18 protein-coding genes are annotated in these 18,319 nt (G+C 66.4%); 12 read left to right on the top strand and 6 right to left on the bottom strand.

Annotated elements, in window-relative coordinates; genetic code table 11:
- Positions 1 to 10: 10 nt before the first annotated feature.
- Positions 11 to 577, bottom strand: coding sequence for a GtrA family protein (locus AC3A3W_RS03120; RefSeq protein ID WP_487440421.1), 567 nt, complete (start codon positions 575 to 577; stop codon positions 11 to 13).
- A gap of 244 nt (positions 578 to 821) precedes the next feature.
- On the opposite strand from AC3A3W_RS03120, the gene AC3A3W_RS03115 reads away from it, so the two are divergent.
- The 6 genes from AC3A3W_RS03115 (at position 822) to AC3A3W_RS03090 (ending at position 7,548) form a co-directional block, all read left to right on the top strand.
- Positions 822 to 1,970 (top strand): 5-(carboxyamino)imidazole ribonucleotide synthase, encoded by a 1,149-nt coding sequence (locus AC3A3W_RS03115; RefSeq protein WP_487440430.1) that lies wholly within the window; start codon positions 822 to 824, stop codon positions 1,968 to 1,970.
- Positions 1,967 to 2,551: a 5-(carboxyamino)imidazole ribonucleotide mutase gene (gene purE, locus AC3A3W_RS03110; RefSeq protein ID WP_487440420.1), complete on the top strand. Its 585-nt coding sequence runs from the start codon at positions 1,967 to 1,969 to the stop codon at positions 2,549 to 2,551. The genes AC3A3W_RS03115 and purE overlap by 4 nt, the downstream gene beginning before the upstream one ends.
- Positions 2,552 to 2,560: 9 nt before the next feature.
- Positions 2,561 to 4,186: an LCP family protein gene (locus tag AC3A3W_RS03105; protein WP_487440419.1), complete on the top strand. Its 1,626-nt coding sequence runs from the start codon at positions 2,561 to 2,563 to the stop codon at positions 4,184 to 4,186.
- Between the two features lie 36 nt (positions 4,187 to 4,222).
- Entirely contained in the window at positions 4,223 to 5,473 is a 1,251-nt protein-coding gene (gene manA / locus AC3A3W_RS03100; RefSeq protein WP_487440418.1) for a mannose-6-phosphate isomerase, class I, read from the top strand.
- 5 nt (positions 5,474 to 5,478) lie between these two features.
- Positions 5,479 to 6,465: a lipid II:glycine glycyltransferase FemX gene (locus AC3A3W_RS03095; protein WP_487440417.1), complete on the top strand. Its 987-nt coding sequence runs from the start codon at positions 5,479 to 5,481 to the stop codon at positions 6,463 to 6,465.
- A 141-nt stretch (positions 6,466 to 6,606) separates the two neighbouring features.
- Positions 6,607 to 7,548, top strand: coding sequence for an endonuclease domain-containing protein (locus AC3A3W_RS03090; protein WP_487440416.1), 942 nt, complete (start codon positions 6,607 to 6,609; stop codon positions 7,546 to 7,548).
- A 102-nt stretch (positions 7,549 to 7,650) separates the two neighbouring features.
- Here the strand turns inward: AC3A3W_RS03090 and glpX are convergent, their stop codons facing one another.
- Entirely contained in the window at positions 7,651 to 8,673 is a 1,023-nt protein-coding gene (gene glpX / locus AC3A3W_RS03085) for a class II fructose-bisphosphatase (RefSeq protein ID WP_205654264.1), read from the bottom strand.
- A gap of 191 nt (positions 8,674 to 8,864) precedes the next feature.
- Between glpX and AC3A3W_RS03080 the strand changes: the two genes are divergently transcribed.
- The 3 genes from AC3A3W_RS03080 (at position 8,865) to AC3A3W_RS03070 (ending at position 11,694) form a co-directional block, all read left to right on the top strand.
- A complete protein-coding gene (locus AC3A3W_RS03080; protein ID WP_487440415.1) occupies positions 8,865 to 9,560 on the top strand; it encodes a DUF4245 domain-containing protein in 696 nt (231 codons plus the stop codon).
- A gap of 10 nt (positions 9,561 to 9,570) precedes the next feature.
- A complete protein-coding gene (locus AC3A3W_RS03075) occupies positions 9,571 to 10,185 on the top strand; it encodes a carbonic anhydrase (RefSeq protein WP_487440414.1) in 615 nt (204 codons plus the stop codon).
- Positions 10,186 to 10,272: 87 nt separating this feature from the next.
- Positions 10,273 to 11,694, top strand: coding sequence for a class II fumarate hydratase (locus tag AC3A3W_RS03070; protein WP_104172724.1), 1,422 nt, complete (start codon positions 10,273 to 10,275; stop codon positions 11,692 to 11,694).
- 123 nt (positions 11,695 to 11,817) lie between these two features.
- Here AC3A3W_RS03070 and AC3A3W_RS03065 read toward each other — a convergent pair whose 3' ends face one another.
- A complete protein-coding gene (locus AC3A3W_RS03065; RefSeq protein WP_487440413.1) occupies positions 11,818 to 12,390 on the bottom strand; it encodes a prepilin peptidase in 573 nt (190 codons plus the stop codon).
- A gap of 58 nt (positions 12,391 to 12,448) precedes the next feature.
- Here AC3A3W_RS03065 and AC3A3W_RS03060 point away from each other — a divergent pair, with 58 nt between their 5' ends.
- Positions 12,449 to 13,240: a hypothetical protein gene (locus AC3A3W_RS03060; protein ID WP_205654260.1), complete on the top strand. Its 792-nt coding sequence runs from the start codon at positions 12,449 to 12,451 to the stop codon at positions 13,238 to 13,240.
- 35 nt (positions 13,241 to 13,275) lie between these two features.
- Positions 13,276 to 13,920 carry a GNAT family N-acetyltransferase gene (locus tag AC3A3W_RS03055; RefSeq protein ID WP_487440412.1) on the top strand — a complete coding sequence of 215 codons (645 nt, stop codon included), beginning with the start codon at positions 13,276 to 13,278 and terminating at the stop codon, positions 13,918 to 13,920.
- 197 nt (positions 13,921 to 14,117) lie between these two features.
- On the opposite strand, the gene phoH2 is transcribed toward AC3A3W_RS03055, so the two are convergent.
- Complete coding sequence (gene phoH2, locus AC3A3W_RS03050) at positions 14,118 to 15,560, bottom strand: RNA 5'-3' helicase PhoH2 (RefSeq protein ID WP_487440411.1); 1,443 nt, start codon at positions 15,558 to 15,560, stop codon at positions 14,118 to 14,120.
- Positions 15,561 to 15,831: 271 nt separating this feature from the next.
- Positions 15,832 to 16,593, bottom strand: coding sequence for an isoprenyl transferase (locus AC3A3W_RS03045; protein WP_487440410.1), 762 nt, complete (start codon positions 16,591 to 16,593; stop codon positions 15,832 to 15,834).
- 254 nt (positions 16,594 to 16,847) lie between these two features.
- Here AC3A3W_RS03045 and trhA point away from each other — a divergent pair, with 254 nt between their 5' ends.
- Entirely contained in the window at positions 16,848 to 17,489 is a 642-nt protein-coding gene (trhA, locus tag AC3A3W_RS03040; RefSeq protein ID WP_487440429.1) for a PAQR family membrane homeostasis protein TrhA, read from the top strand.
- Here the strand turns inward: trhA and AC3A3W_RS03035 are convergent.
- On the bottom strand, positions 17,470 to 18,319 hold an 850-nt coding region (locus AC3A3W_RS03035), incomplete at its 5' end, for a YyaL domain-containing protein (protein ID WP_487440409.1). The genes trhA and AC3A3W_RS03035 overlap by 20 nt on opposite strands.

Here is an 18,319-nt window from a genome sequence, read left to right as displayed (position 1 = left end):
CCAGCCGCTTTTACTCCTGGCGGGCAGGAATCTCCGGATCGTGTGCTTCGCTCTGGGGACGGGATGCGGCCGGCTTCGCTGTGTGGCGGTGGCCCTCGATGAGTTCGTGGTCGTGGGAGAACTCCGGCTCCTGGTCCAGTTCCTGGTTGAACACGAGGAACCGGTAGGCGAAGAAGCGGACCACGGTGGCGACCAGAATGCCGAAAACGCCGGCAGCGAAAAGCATGTTCTTATCCGTGACGCCCAAGGAATACTTGGCCAAGGCTGTAAACCCGGTGGAAATGCCGATGCCGATGCCGTTGATGAGCACAAACATCAGGAATTCACGCAGCACGTTCGCTTGGCGGCGGTGCCGGAACGTCCAAAGACGGTTGGCGATCCAGGAAAACACGGTAGCGACCGAAGCGCCCACGAAGCGTGCCTTGGCCTCACTGTCCGTCATCGGCCCATGCATGAGGTAGTACGTCAGTCCGTTGTCAATGACGAACGCCACACCGCCCACGGCACCGAACTTCGCCACCTCGCGCCAAAACAGCGAGGCGAGTCCCCGGATGCGCTCTGCAAGTGTGTTAATCATGACCCTCCGTGGCCGTATGGATATTGGGGCCGATGGGCCAAGCTCCCATTTTAGCCCGGTTTGCCCGACGCGGCCCCAACAGGCGAGCAGATCGGGGCTGCTCCCGGCCCTCCCCCGGTGCCGGATTTGCTGACTTTACGGGGCATCATCGCCACGAAAGCCGGTAACCGCGCTCCTTTTCTGTAGTCTGAGAGATGTGACTTTTCCAGTAATCGGCGTGGTTGGCGGCGGCCAGCTTGCGCGCATGATGGCCCCAGCCGCCACCGCACTAGGCTTCGAACTCCGCGTCCTGGCAGAAGGTGAAGACGTTTCTGCCGTGTCGGCCGTACCCAACGCCCCGGTCGGCGACTACAAGGATCTGGATGCCCTTCTGGAGTTCTCCGAAGGCCTGGACGTGATGACCTTCGACCACGAGCATGTCCCGGCCGACCACCTGCATGCCCTGATCGCAGCAGGGGTCAACGTCCAGCCCGGTCCCGACGCCCTCATCAACGCGCAGGACAAACTCGTGATGCGCGCGGCCATCGACAGGCTCGAACTGCCGAACCCCGAGTGGGCATCCGTGGACAGCGTGGAGGCGCTGGTCGCGTTTGGCGACAAGACGGGGTGGCCCGTGGTCCTCAAGACGCCCCGGGGCGGCTATGACGGCAAGGGCGTCCGGATTGTCGGGTCACCCGACGAAGCCGCCCAGACAACCGACTGGTTCGAGGCCATGAGCCCCCTCCTGGCGGAAGCCAAGGTGGAGTTCAGCCGCGAGCTCTCGGCACTCGTGGCCCGCACGCCTGACGGCGCAGCCCGGGCCTGGCCGGTGGTGCACACCATTCAGGTTGACGGCGTGTGCGATGAGGTGATCGCCCCCGCGCAGGACATTTCGCTGGAGGTGGCCGCGGCTGCCGAGGATGCCGCCCTGCGGATCGCCAACGAACTGGGCGTCACCGGCGTCATGGCAGTCGAGCTGTTCGAAACACCGGGGTCAGGGGCCGGGTTCCTCATCAACGAACTTGCGATGCGCCCGCACAACACCGGCCACTGGACCCAGGACGGATCGGTGACCAGCCAGTTTGAGCAGCACCTGCGGGCAGTCCTGAACCTGCCGCTGGGGGCGACGGACGTCCTCGGCACTGTTGTGGTGATGAAGAATTTCCTCGGCGGCGAAAACCAGGACCTGTTTTCCGCCTACCCCGCCGCGCTGGCTGCCGAACCCGCCGCAAAAGTCCACTGCTACGGGAAATCAGTCCGGCCGGGCCGGAAAATAGGGCACGTCAATCTGGTGGGGGCCAGTGTCGCGGACGTGGAATCCCTGCGCGAACGGGCCACCGCCGTCGCCAACATCATCCGCGACGGCAGGATCACGTCCCAAGCGGCGCCAGGAAACACCGAGGAGAACGCATGAACCCCGAAACCACAGCCACACCGGAGACAGCGCTTCCCCCGCTGGTGGGCCTGGTCATGGGCTCGGATTCAGACTGGCCCGTCATGGAAGCCGCCGCTGACGCGCTGGCGGAGTTCGGCATTCCCTTCGAGGCCGACGTCGTTTCGGCCCACCGGATGCCCACCGAAATGATCCGGTACGGCCAGACCGCCCACGAGCGCGGCCTGCGCGTCATCATCGCCGGAGCCGGGGGCGCCGCGCACCTTCCGGGAATGCTGGCCTCGGTCACGCCGCTTCCCGTGATTGGCGTCCCCGTGCCGCTGAAGACCCTGGACGGCATGGACTCGTTGCTCTCGATCGTTCAGATGCCGGCCGGCGTGCCGGTCGCCACGGTCTCCATCGCCGGTGCCCGGAATGCGGGCCTGCTTGCCGTGCGGATCCTCGCCTCCGGCACGGACGACCTCGCGGTGCGCCTCCGCGGTGACCTCCTGGACTTTGCACAGGAACTCAACGACGTTGCCAGCCGGAAGGGCGCCAATCTCCGGCAGAAGGTCAACGAAGTCTTCTCCGAAGCAAACGTGGCCCTCCGGAGCAGCCACTAAGGAACGCCGATGCCCAACACCGAACTGCCCTCCGATGGACTCCTGACGGACCCCGTACGGTACCCGGCGAGTGCTGCTGAGCCCGTCCGGACCAAGCGCGCTTTCCTGCTGATCCTCCTCACCCTGTTTGTACCGGGGAGTGCGCAGATCGCCGCCGGCGACCGCAAACTGGGCCGTATCGCCCTGCGGGTCACGCTGACCGTGTGGGCGCTGGTGATCCTTGCCCTGGTGTTGCTGCTCGCCAACCGGACCCTGCTCATCAACATCATCACCAATCCGGTGGCCTCCCTCCTCATCGTCCTGGTACTGGCCGCACTGTCAGTCGGCTGGGCGGTGCTGTTCATCAACACGCTGCGGCTGATCCGCCCCGTGCTCTTGCCCAAGCGCAGCCGCCCGGCTGTTGCCGTCGCACTGGCGCTGGCCCTGGTGGTCAGCAGCGGTTCGCTCGGCTACGCGGCGTACCTGCTCAACGTCAGCCGCAATGCGATCGGCAGCATTTTTGCTGGCGGTCCCGCCATCGAGCCCGTGGACGGCCGCTACAACTTCCTCATGATGGGTGGCGACGCCGGCGCGGACCGCACCGGCCGGCGCCCCGACAGCCTGTCCGTGCTCAGCGTTGATGCCGAGACCGGCAAGACAGCCATCATCTCGATCCCCCGCAACCTGCAGAACGCCCGCTTCAGCGAGGGCTCCCCCATGCGGCAGATCTACCCTGACGGCTACAACTGCGGCAACGAGTGCCTCATCAACGCGATCAACACCGAGGTCACCAACGAACACAAGGACCTGTACCCGGACGCCGCAGATCCTGGCGCACAGGCCACCCTGGAGGCGGTTTCGGGAACCCTCGGCATCACTGTCCAGGCGTACGTCTTGGTGGACATGGATGGCTTCGCCAAGCTCATCGATGCGATGGGCGGGATCCGGATCAAGGCCGGCGGCTGGGTGCCCATGAGCGGCAACATGATCGATGAAGCCAACGGCATCCACGGCATGCCGCTGGGATGGATCCCCGCCGGCGAACAAAAGCTGGATGGCTTCCGTGCGCTCTGGTATGGGCGGTCCAGGGAATTCGTCGATGACTACGCCCGGATCCAGCGCCAGCAGTGCGTCCAGCAGGCCATGCTCAAGCAGCTGGATCCCGCGACGCTGCTGGCCAAATTCGAGGACATCGCCAACGCCGGCACCAAGGTAGTGGACTCCAATATCTCCTCGAGCCAGCTGGGCAGCTTCGTGGACCTGGCGATGAAGGCCAAAGGCAAGGACATCAGCCGGCTCACCATTGGACCGCCGGACTTCGACGCGTCCTTCTCCACGGTGCCGGACTTTGACATCATTCACGACCGGGTCAAGAAGCTCCTCAGCAGCGCGGAGCAGTCACCGGCTGCCGCCCCGGACGACGCCCTGCAGCCGCAGTACGCAGGCGGCGGCAGCGGGCTGACGGCAGGCGGGCCGGCTGCGCCGGCTGTGCTGGCCACAAAGCCGTCGCCGTCGTCGTCGGACTTCACACCAGTGACCACAACGCCCAACGGTGAGCCCATCACCGAAGAGATGCTGAACCAGCTCAAGCGCGAGGGGAACGAGCAGGCCATCCGCGAACTGGTGGCCACCAACGGCCAGTGCGCTCCCCTGTGACAGACACTCTGCTCCTAGAAAGAAGGACACCCGGCTGTGTACGAAATCGATAACGTCCTCCGGCCGTACGCCTGGGGATCGACGACGGCGATCGCCGGCCTGCTGCACAGGCCGGAGTCGGGCGGGCCGGAGGCAGAGCTGTGGATCGGAGCCCACCCGGACTCCCCCTCCGTTGCCACCCGCCCTGACGGAACGACGGTGCCGCTGGATGCGCTGATCGCCGAGGACCCGGGCCATTTCCTGGGGGACGACTCCGTGGCCGCGTTCGGACCGCGTCTGCCCTTCCTCACCAAAGTCCTCGCCGCGGCAAAGCCGTTGTCGTTGCAGGTGCACCCCAGCCTGGAGCAGGCGCGGGCCGGTTTTGCCCGCGAGAACGGCGAAGGCGTTCCCTCGGACGCGCCCAACCGCAACTACCGCGACGACAACCACAAACCGGAGATGATCTTCGCGCTGACTCCGTTTGACGCGCTGTGCGGTTTCCGCGAACCCGCGAAGTCCCGCGACGTTTTCCTCCACCTGGCCGGTTGCCTGGAACTTTCGGGGTCCGGCGTTCCAGCCGTCCTGACCGACGTGATCGATGACCTGTCGCAGGACGACGAAGGCGCCGCCCTGCGGTCGGCGTTTGAACGGCTGATCGCGGGCGGCGACGCTGTGGCCGAAGCAACGAAGATCGTCGTGGAGGCGCTTGCCTCAGGAGCGCCCATGGCGCCGTACCAGCCGGAACTCGCCACGGTGCTGAGCCTCAACGGCGAGTACCCCGGCGATCCGGGTGTGCTCATATCGCTGCTGCTGAACCGGCTCTCGCTGGAACCGGGCGAGGCCGTGTACCTCCCCGCCGGGAACGTGCACGCCTACCTTCACGGCATGGGGGTCGAAGTCATGGCCTCCTCGGACAACGTGTTGCGTGGCGGCCTGACGCCGAAGTTCGTTGACGTGCCGGAGCTGCTGAAAACCGTGGTCTTCGCGTCCGTGGGCGTGCCCATGCTGCGCGCAGGAGTTTCCGAACTGGGCCAGGAACTGTACCAGCCGCCTTTCCGGGAGTTCCAGCTGCAGCGGATCGAACTGCTGCCCGATGGCGGCCCCGTGCCGCTCGCGCAGTCGGGGGCCGCCGTGGTGATCGTGACTGCCGGTTCGGTCTACCTGGATTCGCCCAAGGGTGACCTGCGGCTGGACCGGGGCGGCAGTGCCTTCCTCCCGGCAGCCGATGCCCCGGTCAACGTCCACCCGGTTTCAGGTTCCACGGACACCGCCGTGGCTTTCGCCGTGACCACCGCCCTGAAAGCCTGAGCGCCGTGCAATACTTCCTGCAGACGCCGGCGTGGGCAGACTTCCAGCAGACCCTCGGCCGCCGGGTTCACACGCGGTCCGGCCCGGGGTGGAGCTACCTGGCCATCGAGGAAAAGAACCCCGCAGGCAAAGTGCTGTACGCGCCCTACGGTCCCGTGGCCGAGTCCGTTGCCGCGTTTGACGCCGCGCTGGCCGACCTCGTGGACGTGGCGAAATCCTGCGGCGCCGTGTTCGTCCGGATCGAACCGGTGACGGCCGGGCTGGAACCGGACACGGCGGCTGCCGCGCTGAAAGCCCGGGGAATGCAGCCCGCACCGGTTAACCAGCAGCCGGAGCTGAGCTGGATTGTGGATCTGGACCGGGACTTCAAGGACGTGCTGGCCGACATGAAGCCGGTCAACCGGAACCTGTACCGGAACATCCACAAGAAGGGTGTGACGTTCCGCTCAACCCAGGATCCGGACGATATCCGCATCCTCCTGAACTTCCTGCACATGACGGCCCGGCGCAACGGCTTCAAGCCGCAAAGCGACGAGTACCTCAGCCAGGTGGCAGCTTCCCTGATGCCCGCCGGTGCCGCGACCCTGTTCGTCGCCGAACTCCACGGCGGGCCAATCGCTGCCGCGCTGGCCTACGATTCCGCCGACACGCGTACCTACGCCCACGCCGCTTTGGACGATACCCACCGGAAGCTCAGCGCGGGAATTCCGCTGCTGGTCACGCTGATGGCCGACGCCCAGGAGAAGGGGCTCAAGCACGTGGATCTCTGGGGAGTGGCCCCGGCCGACCAGCCCGACCACAAGTGGGCCGGATTCACAGCATTCAAGAAGTCCTTCGGCGGACGCGAGATCGCCTACCCGGGAACCTGGGACCTGCCGGTCAACAAACCCCGCTACGCGGCCTATCAGGCAGCCCGCAGGCTCCGCGACGCTCTCCGCTCAGCCCTGAAACGCATCAAGCGCCCCACTCCCTCAGCGCGAACGGACACTTAAGCCCCCGGCCCTGAGCGCGAACGGACACTTAAGCCCCCGGTGCCGCGAGGTCTTGGGGCCACAAGTGTACGTTCGCGCCCTGCCGGTGGTTGCACCTGTGGATAACGCCCCGCGGGCCTGTCGTCCGATACACACTGGAGCATGGGTCTCTCACGACTGCCCCAAAACCTGCTGGCGGGATCATTCACTTCATCGCACGCCGCGGCCTATGGAGTGTCCCGGAAACGGCAGCGGCAGCCGGACCTGGCCATCCCTTCCCGAGGAATCCGCGTTCCGCTGGAGGGAGGAGCCACCACGCCCGCGAACCTGAGGGCTTACACGGCGCTGGATGACGCGTCCACACTCACCCATCACTCTGGTGCCAGGATTTGGGGGTACAGCCTCCCGGCTTGGATGCAGGAGGACTGGAGAATCCACGTCGCCCGCGACCGCGGCGACAGCAAGCCGCGCCGTCGGAACGTCGTCGGTCACCGCCTCACTTTCAGGCCCGGCGAGGTGGTGATCCACGACGGCGCCCGGGTCACCTCGCCGGCGAGAACCTGGCTCGATCTTGCCAACCTGTTGACCGTAGACGAACTGATCACCGCCGGAGATTCCGCGGTGCTTGCCCACGGGCCGGAGCTTCCGGTACCGAAGGCCCCCTTGGCAACGATTGAGGACCTGCGGCTCATCATTGCCGCGCACCCGGGCATGCGCGGCATGAAGACAGCGCGGCTGGCGCTTACGGAGATCCGCGTTGGGGCAGACTCACCTCCGGAAACAAGAATGCGGCTGGTTTTGGCCCGCACCAAGCTCGGCGAACCCGTCCTGAATTACGTGATCCACAACAGCTGGGGCCAGCCGGCAGTGTGGCCGGACGCAGCGTATCCGGAACACCGCCTCGCGCTTCAGTACGATGGCGGGCACCATTCGGATCCGGACCAAGCCGCACGCGACAGGAAGCGCAAGGAGACCACTGAGCGCCTCGGCTGGACCGAACTCAGAATATTCAAGGACGACCTCGACGGCGACAGGCCCTTCGTCCTCGAGAAGGTTCGGGCAATGATCGACGGACAGCTGCGCCGCCGAGCGTCAGGAGCCTAGGAACCCACCCCTGCTGGATAAGCGCGAACGTACACTTGTGGCCCCAAATCCGGTCGGAATTGGGGCCACAAGTGTACGTTCGCGCTGGGGTGCGGGTGGGGACTAGCTCTTGCGGGCGTAGCCTTCCCACTTGCTGGCCTGGTGCTCGCCGTCCACGAAGCGGATGGTGCCGGACTTGGAGCGCATGACGATCGACTGCGTCAGCACCTTGTCCTTGTCGTAGCGCACACCCTTGAGGAGGTCGCCGTCGGTGATGCCGGTGGCGGCGAAGTAGCAGTTGTCGCTCTTGACGAGGTCGTTCGTGGACAGGACCCGTTCGAGGTCGTGGCCGGCGTCGATGGCCTTCTGCTTCTCGTCGTCGCTCGTGGGCCAGAGACGGCCCTGGATGACGCCGCCGAGGGACTTGATGGCGCACGCGGCGACGATGCCTTCCGGAGTTCCGCCGATGCCCATCAGCGCATCGACGCCGGTGCCGGAGCGGGCCGCCGCGATGGCTCCGGCGACGTCGCCGTCCATGATGAACTTGGTGCGCGCGCCGGCCTCGCGGATTTCCTCCACCAGCGGGCGGTGGCGGTCGCGGTCAAGGATCATGACGTTCAGCTGGTTGACCTTGACGCCCTTGGCCTTAGCGATGAGGTGCAGGTTCTGCTTGACGGGCAGGCGCAGGTCCACCATGTCGGCAGCCTCGGGGCCGGTGACGAGCTTCTCCATGTAGAACACTGCGGACGGGTCGAACATGGAACCGCGTTCGGCCACGGCCAGGACTGCCAGGGCGTTGTTGATGCCCAGGGCCGTCAGGCGGGTTCCGTCAATGGGGTCAACGGCGACGTCGCACTCAGGGCCGGTGCCGTCGCCAACCTGTTCGCCGTTGAACAGCATGGGGGCTTCGTCTTTTTCGCCTTCACCGATGACCACGACGCCGTTGAAGTGAACGGTCTGGAGGAAGGAGCGCATGGCGTCGACAGCCGCGCCGTCGGCCTTGTTCTTGTCGCCGAAGCCCACCCAGTGGCCGCCGGCAATGGCCGCGGCCTCGGTGACGCGGACAAGCTCCAGTGCGAGGTTGCGGTCCGGCTCGTCGATCCCGACGGCAAGCGAGGGGGAAAGCGTTGAATACTTCTGGGTCATGGACGCTGGTGACACGTGAACCTCTTCTTCGAGTGGCGATCATTGGACCCGCAATGCCATAGGAGGCACGTGCGGTGATTCCTCTGTTACTGATCATAGTCGCGGCGGACTCCCGAGGTCATGGGATGACCAACCTATGAACCGAACGCTCCCTCACTGCAGGATCTGCCGAATGTGGAATCACTCCCCGCATGGGCGACTATAGAAGGGTGAACGAAACGCAGGACAAGTCCGCCCCCGACACCCCGGCAGCCGGCCACGGCTCCACCCCGGACCCGGCTGTACAGCCGATCAAGCCGGTAATTCCCGCCGCTGCCGCCAAGCGGGCCAACGCGTCGGTCATTGGGATGATCATCGCACTCGTGGTCAGCATTGCCGCCTTCCTGCCGATCGTGCTGATGAATCCCGCACCGAAGTCCGACGGCTTCCGGCCCAACATCGATGTCAGCGCCGTCGCCGGCAACGCCGCAGATGTGGCGGGATTCACACCGGTCACCCCTGATACCGGCGACACATTCAGTCCAAATTACGCCCGCTGGGAAGCCGGCACGGGAACCGGCGTCCCCACATGGGAAGTCGGCTACCTGACTCCCAAGGAAGCCTTCATTGGCCTGGTCCAGACCCGCAAGGCCAACCCGACGTGGCTGCTGCAGCAGACCAAGAACGCCCCCGTGACGGGCACGCGGCAGGCGGGCGGCCAAGAATGGGAGCTCAGGGATACCGGCAGGGGCGAGAAGAGCATGGTGCTGAACCACGGCGGCACCACCGTTGTCCTGAGCGGTGAGGCCCAGCTGGACGAGTTCGCGGTGCTGGCCGCCGCCGTCGTGAAGTCCCTGGACAGTAAGCCCGCAGTAACAGTTTCCCCCTCGGCGAGCCCCAGCCCGTAAGGTAGGGGCCGTGGCAACCTACCTGACTCCTGCACTGGCCTGGCGCCGTCTGCGCGAAGGCAACGAACGCTTTGTTAACGGCGAATCATCGCACCCCAACCAAGACGCCTCACGGCGGTCCTCCCTGGTGGAAAACCAGCACCCGTTCGCGGTGATCTTCGGCTGTTCCGACTCCCGCCTCGCGGCAGAAATCATCTTCGACCTCGGCCTCGGTGACGCCTTCGTTGTCCGCACCGCCGGCCAGGTGATTGACGACGCCGTGCTTGGATCGCTCGAATACAGCATCGGCGTCCTCGGCGTGCCGCTGATCGTGGTTCTCGGCCACGACAGCTGCGGCGCGGTCAGCGCCACCAAAGCCGCCGTGGAAACGGGCCAGATGCCCACCGGGTTCATCCGGGACCTCGTGGAGCGGATCACGCCGTCCGTGCTGACCTCCCTGCGCAATAACGAAACCGAGGTCAACGACATGGTGGTGGAGCACGTCAAGCAGACGTCCCAGCGGCTCGTCGACAGCTCCCGTGTGATTTCCGACGCAATTGAGACTGGGCGGGCCGCGGTCATCGGCCTCTCCTACAGCCTCGCCGAAGGGCACGCCGACCTTGTTTCCGGAATCGGCGAGCTCTAGGGCTGACGACGGCGGGCCCTTTCGGGACCGCCGTCGCAAGCAGTTCACGGTTTTCGATGCGGCCGCAGATCGCCCTAAGCTAGCCCCATGACTTCCACTGAAGAGTTCCGCATTGAACATGACACGATGGGCGAAGTCCGCGTCCCCGTGAACGCCCTGTACCGTGCACAGACGCAGCGTGCAGTTGAAAACTTCCCCATTTCCGGCAAAACCCTGGAACGCGCACACATCGAGGCCCTCGCCCGGGTCAAGAAGGCTGCCGCCCAGGCCAACGCAGAACTGGGCGTGCTCGACGGCGAGCTGGCCAAGGCGATCGCGGACGCTGCCGATGAGGTAGCTGCGGGCAAGTACGACGGCGACTTCCCCATCGACGTTTTCCAGACAGGCTCCGGCACGTCCTCGAACATGAACACCAACGAGGTCCTCGCCGAACTTGCCTCCCGTGCCCTCAAGGCCGCCGGCAGCGACAAGGTGGTCCACCCCAACGACCACGTCAACGCCTCCCAGTCCTCCAACGACGTGTTCCCCACCTCGGTCCACGTTGCAGCCACCTCGGCACTGATCAACGACCTCATCCCGGCACTCGGCTACCTCGCCGAGTCACTGGAGCGCAAGGCCGTTGAGTTCAAGGACGTCGTGAAGTCCGGCCGCACGCACCTCATGGACGCCACCCCGGTGACCCTGGGGCAGGAATTCGGCGGCTACGCCGCACAGGTCCGCTACGGCATCGAGCGCATCAACGCCTCCCTCCCCCGCGTTGCCGAGGTTCCCCTCGGCGGCACCGCAGTCGGCACCGGCATCAACACCCCGGCCGGCTTCCCGGAGCGCGTCATCGAACTCCTCGCCACTGACACCGGCCTGCCGCTGACCGAGGCCCGTGACCACTTCGAGGCCCAGGCCAACCGCGACGGCCTCATCGAAGCGTCCAGCCAGCTCCGCAACATCGCGATCTCCTTCATGAAGATCAACAACGACCTCCGCTGGATGGGCTCCGGCCCCAACACCGGCCTCGGCGAAATCGCCATCCCGGACCTGCAGCCGGGTTCCTCGATCATGCCCGGCAAGGTCAACCCGGTCATCTGCGAGGCCTCCATCATGGTCTGCGCCCAGGTGATCGGCAACGACACCGCCATCGCATGGTCCGGAACCAACGGCGCCTTCGAACTGAACGTCGGCATCCCCGTCATGGCCGCGAACCTGCTCGAGTCCGTCCGCCTGCTGGCCAACACCAGCCGCGTCATGGCCGACAAGATGATCGACGGCATCACCGCCAACGTCGAGCGTGCCCGCTTCCTCGCCGAGGCGTCGCCGTCGATCGTTACGCCGCTGAACAAGTTCATCGGCTACGAGAACGCCGCCAAGATCGCCAAGAAGGCCGTCGCCGAGGGTCTGACCATCCGCGAGACCGTGGTGGCCATGGGCTTCCTGGAGCGCGGCGAACTGACCGAAGAGCAGCTGGACACCGCCCTGGACGTCATGTCCATGACCCGTCCGCCGCACAAGGCATAACTTCCAAAGTACGACGGCGGCCGCCCACCTTCTCTGCGAAGGCGGGCGGCCGCTGCGTTTAAGGGAGCCGTGGGCGGGCTGGGGGCTTAAGTGTCCGTTCGCGCTGCGGCCGGGGCGCGCTGCTCAGGCTGGCACCACGGCCATGGCGGCGGCGGCACCGGCGAGCATGAAGGGCCCGAACGGGATGGCTGACTTGAGCGTTCCCCGGCGCGACGCCAGCAGGGCGATGCTCCACAGGCCGCCGAGCAGGAACGCCGCGAAGGTTCCGGCGAAGACGTGGGACCACCCCAGGTAGCCCAGGTACATCCCCAGCACGCCTGCCAGCTTCACGTCACCGAATCCCATCCCGGGCGGATACACCAGGCGCAGCACGAAGTAGAACAGCCACAGGACCGCTCCCCCCGCCACGATCCTGAGGGCCGGCACCCCGAACAGCTGCGCCGCGGCCTCGGGCGCGCCGCCGCCGTCAGGCCCTCCGCTGCCGGGCACGGACAGGACCAGGCTGGCCACCGCCCCCAACAGCAGCACACCAGCCACGGCGTACGACGGAAACACGATCCGGTTCGGCAGGAGATGGTGCCGCACATCGATCACCGTCAGCCGGACGGCCATCACGGCGAAATAGGCGCAGGCCGCCAGGACCAGCCAGAAGGCGGGAGGCGCCGCCTGCCAGAGTTCGCCAAGTCGTTGGATCACTCTCGGATGCTACTGGATTTGCCCGGCCCGGCGCGCGCCCCGCGCGTAAACTGTGGATATGGGGACCTGGGACGCCAAGCACCGGCAGGAACACGGTGGGGCGGCGACGCCCTCAGACTCCGCCGCGTCCTTCAGGAACCTCTGCCGTTCCTCCCCCTGGAAGTGGCAGTCCCTCCGCTTCGAATACCGGGAGACCTCCCCCGACGGGGCCGGCCCCGTCCGGGCCTGGCTGCGCCGCCCCGGCGCCCTCCGGCTTGAGTCCATGGACGGGACCCTGCTGCACAACACCACAGGCATCAACGACTCCCGGGACGGCCTGTACATCAGTGCCACGCGACGGTCGTGGCTGCTTCCGGCGCACCTCGTCACCCCCGTTTACGACGACGGCGGGCTGGTCAGGCGCCGCCCCGAGGCAGCGTACGGCGAGCCATCGTTTGGGAACAGCCGCTTCGCCGCCGCCCTGGACCCGGTAGAACTCGCCGGCAACGCTCCCGTTCCGCTGGAGTTCCCCCGTGCCAACGCAGTGGAGCTGCTGGAACCCGTGCGCGATGTGGAGCACGAGGGCCGCCCCGCCCGGGAGACGGTGGTTTCCCCGAACCCCGGGTACCGCCCCCTGGACCCCGAGAGTCCGCTGTGCGGGCCGGGGCGGACGCGGATCCGGATCGACGCCGGCACGGGCGTCTGCGTGGCCAGCGAACCCCTCGACGGCGGGGCGGACCTGCCCGGCCACTGGATCCGCATCCTGGCTGTCGACGAGTACATGCTCGATGACCTCTTCGTGGCCGAGCCGGTGAACCTGACGGACGTCCGGGAACACATCCAGTGGCCGTTGCGTCCCAACCCCGCTTAACCGGCGCTTGGGCAGGCGTGGGCTAGGCTTCCCTGATGACCGAGCTGACATCTGTTTATCCGCCGTTCGCCCTGATGCTGGCTACTCCCCGGCTCGTGTTGCGCCCACTCCGTGACGGCGACATTCCCGCGGCGGTGGAGGCAGCGGCCAGCGGCATTCACGAGCGGGGCAGGAACCCCTTCAGCACCCCGTGGGCCGAATCACCGCCCGACCAGCTGGGACCAACCATGGGCCGCTGGTACTGGCAGTGCCGGGCCAACAGCACCCCGGAGTCCTGGTCCCTGATCCTCGGCATCTGGCACGGCGAAACCTTCCTGGGCTGCCAGGACGTGGAGGCCAAGGATTTTGCCGTCCGCAGGACGGTAAACACCGGTTCCTGGCTGCGAAGGACCGCGCATGGCCGCGGCTTCGGCAAGGAAATGCGCGCCGCCGTCGCGCTGTATGCCTTTGACTGGCTCAAGGCCGACGTCGCAGAATCCGAAGCGGCGGAGTGGAACACCGCCTCGCTCGGAGTTTCACGCTCCCTCGGATACGAGCTGAACGGTGTGACACGGATGTCCTGGGGCGGCAAGGCGGAAACCGTCCAACGGGTGCGTCTAACCCCGGAGACCCTCAAACGCCCCGACTGGCACCTAAAGGTGGAAGGCCACGAATCCACAGCCGGGTTCCTAGGGATCTGACCAAGGGGCTTCGACAAGCTCAACCAGCGGTCCGGCACTAGCGCGGCTGTGGTGTCCCGCAAAGGAGCGCATCGCCGACCAAAGCGAAGCGGCGGTCGCCCAGCGACCGGAGGGGAGCGGCGGGAGGTGTCTAGGCGACGGCGGGACGCGGCAGCCGTGCGGAGACGACCCCGCGCGGCTGCATTCCGATGCCCAGGCTAGATCTCTGCCCCTTCCAGGAGTTCCGTGACGAGGGCCGCGATGGGCGAACGCTCGGAGCGGGTGAGGGTGACGTGGCCGAAGAGAGGGTGGCCCTTCAGCGTCTCGACCACGGCGGCGACGCCGTCGTGACGGCCAACCCGCAGGTTGTCCCGCTGGGCGACGTCGTGGGTGAGGACAATCTTCGAGTTCTGCCCAATGCGGCTCATGACAGTGAGCAGCACATTCTTCTCCAGGGACTGTGCCTCGTCCACGATGACAAAGGCGTCATGCAGGGAACGGCCGCGGATGTGGGTCAGCGGCATGACCTCCAGCATGCCGCGGTCCATGACTTCTTCGACGACTTCCTGGCTGACGAGGGCGCCGAGTGTGTCGAAGACCGCCTGCGCCCAGGGGTTCATCTTCTCGGCCTCCGAGCCCGGCAGGTATCCGAGTTCCTGACCGCCCACGGCGTAGAGCGGGCGGAAGACGATGACTTTGCGGTGCTCCCGGCGCTCCAGCACGGCTTCCAGTCCCGCACAGAGGGCAAGGGCCGACTTGCCGGTGCCGGCGCGGCCGCCCAGCGAGACAATGCCGACGGCCGGGTCCATCAGCAGATCGATGGCCAGCCGCTGTTCGGCGGAACGCCCGTGAAGTCCGAAGACATCCCGGTCCCCCTTCACGAGGCGGACCTGCTTGTCCGCGCCTACCCGCCCCAGTGCCGAACCCCTGTTGGACAGGAGCACGAGTCCGGTGTTGACCGGCAGTTCGGCCGCGGCGGGGATGAAGACCGGCTCGTGGCCATACAGCGTGGACACTTCCTCCTCGGTGGCGTCAATTTCCGCCACCCCGGTCCAGCCCGAGTCCTTGACCAGCTCGTTGCGGTATTCATCCGCGAGCAGCCCCATGGCCGAGGCCTTGACCCGCATGGGGAGGTCCTTGGACACCACCGTGACGTTGCGGCCCTCGTTGGAAAGGTTCATGGCGACGGCGAGGATACGGCTGTCGTTGTCACCGCCCCGGAACCCGGCCGGCAGCACCTCGGACGAGATGTGGTTCATCTCCACCATCAGTGTCCCGCCGGCGTCGCCCAGCGGAATGGGCTTGTTCAGTCCGCCGTGCTGGATCCTGAGGTCGTCAAGGAGCCGCAGGGCCGTCCGGGCAAAGTAGCCCAGTTCGGGGTCGTGGCGCTTGCCCTCAAGTTCGGTGATCACGACGATGGGCACGATCACTTCATGCTCTGCGAAGCGAAGCAGCGCGCGGGGATCTGACAGCAACACCGAGGTGTCAATGACGAACGTCGAGACGGCTGGCTGGGATTCTGACGTCGGGCCGGAAACAGCAAGACCGGCTGCGGCGTCATTCGTTGCCGCACCGGTCTTTGGAATGGCTCGCTTGGCGCGAGAGGTAGCCTTCTCACCCTGGTCCGTGATGACTTCGGGCAGTTGTTCAGAATTAGCCACATCGACTCCAGCCCCGGGGCATATGCCCGGAATCGTTATTGGTGAGGCGGCTCGGCCATGAGGCCGGGCTCGGCCTCCCATACAACCGGTGCGAAGTTCGCTCCATGTACTGGCCTCCCCGATTAGCCGGCGATTTTGCCTGCTGATGGTCTTAACGTAAATCTCCCCCGACTAATTTCCAAAGTCCTGAAGCGGCGATTCCTGTTGCCGGTTTGTGAATTCGAGGTGAACGGGCGGGACAGCCAGCGCCGGGTGAGGAGCGGAGGCCGGACTAGGAACCAAAGCGGCGCTGCCGCCCGGCGTAGTCCCGGAGGGCCCGGAGAAAATCAACTTTCCGGAACGCAGGCCACAGCGCTTCACAGAAGTAGAACTCGCTGTAGGCGCTTTGCCACATCAGGAAGCCCGACAGCCGCTGCTCCCCGGAGGTCCTGATGACCAGATCCGGATCAGGCTGGCCGCGGGTATACAGAAAGCGGGAGATGTCATCCACGGAGAGGCTGTCGGCGAGCTCGCTGATGTCGGCTTTGCGTGCCACGGCGTCGTGCAGCAACTCACGGACGGCGTCCACAATTTCCCGGCGGCCGCCATAGCCGACCGCAACATTGACGTGGAGCTTTTCACGCACCGGAGTCCGGGCGGTCAGCGTCGTCAGCCGGTCCGCCAGGTAGTCGGGCAGGAGCTCGGGCGCCCCCATGGCATGCACCGAGATGTCAGCGTTCTCATCGAGTCGGTCCAGGGTGTTGGCGATAATGCCCATGAGGAGGTCCAGTTCTTCACCGGAGCGGCTCATGTTGTCGGTGGAGAGCATGTAGAGCGTGACCACCCTGACCCCAAGCTCCTGGCACCAGCCCAGGAATTCGTGGATCTTGTCCGCACCGGCCTGGTGCCCCTGGCTCGTGGGGGCGTTGAACTGCCGCGCCCAGCGGCGGTTGCCGTCCACCATGACACCGATGTGCCTGGGAATCCTGTCCGGGCCGAGGGAGCGGAGCAGCCGGCGCTCGTAGAAGCCATAGAGGAACCCGGGCATTTCCATCCGGAGATTCACCTGACTTCCTGGCTGTCTGATTTCTGTGCAAATCCTAGGCTACCGTCCGAAGGCCGGCGCCGCGTGCACACCCCCGGCCCGGAACCGCCGTGCGCTGGCGGGCAGCCAACCCGACGTATTGTTACTTGGAAGTAACTTACCGGGCCGTAAGTTATTCTGGAGCCATGACGAGCAACACCCCGCCGGGCGGGTCGGGCACCCCGGAGCCCAGGTCCAGCCCCGTGGACGACGCCGCCGTCCGCATCGCCGAACTGCTGACGATCAAACCCAAATGGCGCGGGTGGATCCACACCGTCACGGCTCCGCTGGCCCTTGCCGCCGGCATCGTGCTTGTGCTGGTCGCACCTACGCCGGACCGCAGGATCACGTCCGCCATCTACGCCCTCACCGGTGTGTTGCTGTTCGGCATCAGCGCCATATACCACCGCGGCAACTGGTCCCCGGGCGTGAAGATGGTGCTGAAACGGCTCGACCATACCAACATCATGCTGGTCATCGCCGGCAGCTATACGCCGCTGGCCTGGAGCCTGCTGGAGCGGCCCACGGCAGTGCTGCTGCTCTGGCTGATCTGGTCCGGGGCCATCCTCGGCGTGCTGTTCCGGCTCCTGTGGACCCACGCACCGCGCTGGCTCTATGTGCCCATCTACATTGCCCTGGGCTGCGGCTCGCTGTTCTACCTGCCCGATTTCTTCGCGGCCAGCGTGCCCGCCGCCCTCCTCATCTGCCTCGGGGGCATCCTGTACATAGCCGGCGCCGTCTTCTACGCGCTGAAAAAGCCGAACATCAGCTACGAGCACTTCGGCTTCCACGAACTCTTCCATGCGCTCACCGTGCTCGCCTTCGCCGCGCACTTCGTGGCGATCCTCATCGCCGTCCTGAGCTAAGGCGCTCCCTGACCTCCTGCACGGACGCGACCGGCCGATCGCAGACCATGCCGCGGCACAGATACACGAGCGGTGCACCGTCCGCTCCGGCCGTGCGGCCACGCAGCAGCGGCACCGTCCCAAGCGTCCCGGCAGCCTCCCCCTGCCTGTCCCCGGCCTCACCGCCGCCCACGGCGATGACCAGCCCCGGACTGGCCGACCCCAGCAGCGCCCGGTGCAGGGCCTCCCTTGCCGCGCCCGGGCGCCCGACGACGGCGGCCTCCACCGGGCCTTCCGCCGCGGCTTGGGCCGTGGCCAGCAGCCAGCCGGCCACGCGCGGAGCCTGCGCCGCGATCGGCGGCAGCAGCGCCAGGATGTTGCCCGCCATGGCCCGGTGTTCGGAAGAGCCGGACAGGGCCGCGTAGCTCAGCAGGACACCGGCGAAAGCCGCCGCACCGCTGGGCGTGGCGCCGTCGAAGGGATCGAGGCCGGGCCGGCCACCCAGCGCGTTGGACACCTGGGCGGACTCCCCTGCGGTGTCCGCCAGTTTGCCGTCCGCGATGAACCGCCCGCATGCCGCCGATATCACTGCCTCCGCCAGCCCATACCAGTGGGCATCTCCGGTGACGGCGAACAGCGCCAGAAACCCTTCGCAGCAGAACGCGTAGTCCTCCAGGAGGTCGCCGATCCCGCGTGCGCCACCGGCGTGGGAGACGCGGACGAGTTCCTGCTCTGCCTCCTTCCAGTGGACCTTCTCGAGGTAGCGTGCGACGCGGACGGCCGCGTCCACCAGCCCGGGACGGTCCAGCACTGCGCCTGCCTCGGCCAGGGCCGCCACGGCCAGTCCGTTC

This window comes from Arthrobacter sp. Soil_N43 (assembly GCF_057655195.1).
Note: the sequence above shows the minus strand (reverse complement) of the source record. Positions and strands in the feature narration are given on the sequence as shown.